Source organism: Rhizobium sp. SEMIA 4085 (assembly GCF_013004495.1).
GTDB classification, from domain to species: domain Bacteria; phylum Pseudomonadota; class Alphaproteobacteria; order Rhizobiales; family Rhizobiaceae; genus Rhizobium; species Rhizobium gallicum.
This window is the reverse complement of record NZ_JABEPH010000514.1, coordinates 1-3,233: the sequence shown is the minus strand read 5'-3', so window position 1 is coordinate 3,233 and position 3,233 is coordinate 1. Positions and strand designations below refer to the sequence as shown.

The 3,233-nt window shown below is 62.0% G+C and carries 3 protein-coding genes and 2 pseudogenes; 1 reads left to right on the top strand and 4 read right to left on the bottom strand.

Features of this window, described 5'->3' with window-relative positions; translation table 11 throughout:
* Positions 1 to 227, top strand: a pseudogene (locus C9413_RS30155) (MarC family protein); the annotation flags it as partial.
* A 185-nt stretch (positions 228 to 412) separates the two neighbouring features.
* Here C9413_RS30155 and C9413_RS30150 read toward each other — a convergent pair.
* The 4 genes and pseudogenes from C9413_RS30150 to C9413_RS30135 all read right to left on the bottom strand — a co-directional run.
* Positions 413 to 544, bottom strand: a pseudogene (locus tag C9413_RS30150) (acetate kinase); the annotation flags it as partial.
* An 85-nt stretch (positions 545 to 629) separates the two neighbouring features.
* Entirely contained in the window at positions 630 to 1,046 is a 417-nt protein-coding gene (locus C9413_RS30145) for a c-type cytochrome (RefSeq protein ID WP_052451593.1), read from the bottom strand.
* A 292-nt stretch (positions 1,047 to 1,338) separates the two neighbouring features.
* Positions 1,339 to 1,707 (bottom strand): hypothetical protein, encoded by a 369-nt coding sequence (locus C9413_RS30140; RefSeq protein WP_039845825.1) that lies wholly within the window; start codon positions 1,705 to 1,707, stop codon positions 1,339 to 1,341.
* A 143-nt stretch (positions 1,708 to 1,850) separates the two neighbouring features.
* A complete protein-coding gene (locus C9413_RS30135) occupies positions 1,851 to 3,125 on the bottom strand; it encodes a LuxR family transcriptional regulator (RefSeq protein WP_246703891.1) in 1,275 nt (424 codons plus the stop codon).
* Positions 3,126 to 3,233 lie beyond the last annotated feature (108 nt).

The following is a 3,233-nucleotide window of genomic DNA, read 5'->3' as shown; positions in this document are numbered from 1 at the left end:
TCAGCGTTTTGGGATCGTGGGGGGGAGGCAGAGATGCGGAAGGCTTCAGCGTGGGTGCTATCGTATTGCTGATCCTGGCGCTGGACTGGGTGGCGATGATTTTCGCGGAGACCATTCTGAGGTGGATCGGAACTTCGCTTCAGGTATTGGCAGTGGTGCTCGGGGTAACCCAGGCAGCTCTTGGTCTGCAGGTCATCCTGCATAGCTTAAGCATGATTGCCTGGTAGAAATTTCGCTCGCGGGTGTGGTTCGTGCAAAGCCCACTGGCTGCTTTCGGGAGTGGGGCGCATCAAGCCGATAACGGCCGCTTCGCGACACACTGATTCTAGAGGGCGCCAAGCGCAACCCTGAGATTTCTTTCAGGGCGCTGTGATGAGCGCAAGCGTATGACGCGCGATCATCAGTTCCTCATCAGCACGACACCGGGATCCATCTGTCCCGGCCGGGTGCTCATCAGCAGGCCGTCGAGCGCAGTGAAGCCCATCGTCGTCTCCACGCTGCGCGCCTCCTTCAGCGCGCACATTGAGGCGCCGCTGCCGAGGTGGGGCCGGCGCTGGTTGCTCGAGAGATTTCGAGGACGTCGTGCGCCAGTGCCAGCACTATGTTCGATCGCGGGCGGAATCGCGGTTCTACGGCTCCACTCTTTTGGGCCGCCCGCGGCCGAGAGCGCCGTCAGCGCGGGCCTGCAAATAGGCGTAAATGTCATCGATATAAGGAGCGAAATTGGGATCATTGGCGAACCCTTTCATGGCCGAGCTCCCGCTCGTGCTCTGGCCATCGCGAACGACACGCCTGAACGTCTCGATATCGAGCGGCCGGTTGACGAGAGAGGATGCAAAAGTCGAGCCGACTCCATCGGGGCCGTGGCAATGATTGCAGCCGGCATGATAGCGCCGGTAACCGTTGTAGGTCCGCGCATCGGCCTTCCCATCGACCACCTTGTAGAACTTGTCGGCGGCCGCGCCGTCCTGCGAAGATCGCCCAGAAGTGACCGCGACGCCACAGGCGACGACAGCGAACAGTAGCAGGCGCGGCAATGGACGCATCTTTCTGTGCCTCGAAGGCGCTTGGCGGCGTGGGCCGCGTTGTCCGATGGCGGCTTCGTGCGTACCAATAGCAGGAAAAATCGAGCTCTGACTATGTCACAGGCCCGCTGCCGGAAAGCCGGGGCCTAGTTCCTGTGCTGTGAAAGTCACTTTCTCGCACGTAAAGTTCACCCGGCTCCCTCCCGGATCAGCCCTTCGGGATTGATCGTCCGTTGGGCGGCTCGCCCGGCATGTCCGGATGGGCCGCCCGGCTCACCGCTCTCGCCGCGAGGCTCCCGGAAGGCCAAAAGAATCAATCCTCGATTATGGCGCTGGTCGACACGTTATCGATCAGGTTTGCGGTGGGCTCCTGCACGAGAAGGACCTCCCCATTGCGCAAGATCTCGAAGTCGGCGGACGGCTGGCCGATGGCTTGAGGCACGGAGATCATTAGCCGCTGCCCCGGTCCGAGTGTGGATACGAAGCGGATCGGCTGTGCTTCTTCGCCGGACGCCATGGTCGCAACCACCCGGTAGCCGTCTTTTTCGACCGTGTAATACACGGCTCCATTGAAACGGTCGAGATGAATACTGTAGCCGTTGCCTGGCGCCAGTTCCGACGCCGCAGCGACGCCTGTCGTGGCGAGTAAGGCCATTGCAAACGCTGTAGAACTTCTGGTCATCACAATCCCTCCTCCGCGAGTGATCGCCTGCCTGGGCATCTTCTGCCCATGGTGGCAAACCCAGCCTATGCGCAGAGCAGCTCGAACACATCGGTACGGCCACCCAATTTCCCGGCGGCTGGCACCCTAAATTTCACGGTGGATCAGTTTGTCACGGCTGGCAGCGAGTCATCGCTTGACAGGAGCCATGGCTCGCCGCGCAGGCGCAGAAGGACCTCCATACGATTAGCGGCATTGAATTTGCCGAGCACGGCGGAAACCTGATGCTCGATCGTGCGCGGGGAGCGCGACAAACGCTGGGCAGCCTCCTTGTTGCTCATGCCCGCTGCGATCAAGGCGAGCACTTGTTGTTCGTGCCACGTCAAACCAAGCGGGTGACGGCGAGCCGCCCCATATGGCCCTCTGCGGCTTTTCGGCAAATGGCCTGCAACTCCCAAGCGCTGCGCCAGCTTTCGCGCCAGCGCCGCAGCGGGACGCGCCTCCAACGATTCCAACGTCGTGACGGCACGACCCAAAGCCGGCCCGGCGTCGGCTCCTCGAACCTGCATCAGGGCAAGCGCCGCTTCATAGGGAAGCCCCAGGCGATCCCACTCCCTTGCCGCCGATAGTGAATTGCCGAGGAGCTCGGCCGAACGCGCTAAAGGAAGCTGCGCCTTCGGCGCGGGCAGCGGTTTGGCCATACCGCATCTCTGCCACCACACTGCCAGTTCGCCGAAGTCCCAGGTACGGAAGTTATCGAGATCCATCTCGGCGAGTGCATTTAATTGCTCATGGCCGGCACTGACGTCTCCGTCAAGCCAGGCCGCTTCGGCCAGCGCAAGGCGGACAGGCACGATCCGTTGGAGTTCACCAGTCGCCAATCCTTCCTGGAGCGCCTGCTGGAGAAGGGTCAAGCTGCCGGGCTCGCCCAGTCGCACGCGCACCATTCCGAGCACAGTGAGCGCCGGCAGGTGCATGACCATCGGTAGGCGTACCAGGCTCATGACGCCCTGCGCAACGGTCTCAGCTTCGCGATAGCGACCCTGCTCCATGCGAAGCTGCGCCTGCCGGCCGAGCAGGTATTGCGTGGCTGAATCGAGATCGTGCCTGCTGGCGAATGCGATGCCCTCAGACAACAAGCGTTCGGCCAGGACAAAGTCCTTGGACACGACTGCGCATTCCGCGAAGTTGGTGTAGGCTCGCGCCGCATGGTCGTGAAATCCGTGCTCGAGCGCCAGCGCCAGGCTTTCCTCCAGCCGCTCGAGGCCGCCAGGACGGCCGGCGAAAAGGAGCGCGGTGCCGACATTGTTCAAAGCGTGGACGCGCGTTTCGATTTGGCCCAGTTGGTCGGCGAGTGAGATCGCCCGCAACCCCCAATCAATCGCTTCGTCGAAGCGATAATGGAGCATGTGAAGTTGAGAGCGCGTGCTGTAGGCCATCGCGAGCTCTGAGCCAGGCGACAGCTGTTCATTTGTGGCACAGCCTGATCTGCGTACTCTTGCGCAGGCTGGACTATAGCCGGGGTCCAGGGCAGCCGTGAATGATAT

What these genes read in the sequence shown, in the direction of transcription:
- C9413_RS30145 (WP_052451593.1), bottom strand. Translation starts at nt 1,046, where the DNA reads ATGCGTCCATTGCCGCGCCTGCTACTGTTCGCTGTCGTCGCCTGTGGC.
- C9413_RS30140 (WP_039845825.1), bottom strand. Translation starts at nt 1,707, where the DNA reads ATGACCAGAAGTTCTACAGCGTTTGCAATGGCCTTACTCGCCACGACA.
- C9413_RS30135 (WP_246703891.1), bottom strand. Translation starts at nt 3,125, where the DNA reads ATGGCCTACAGCACGCGCTCTCAACTTCACATGCTCCATTATCGCTTC.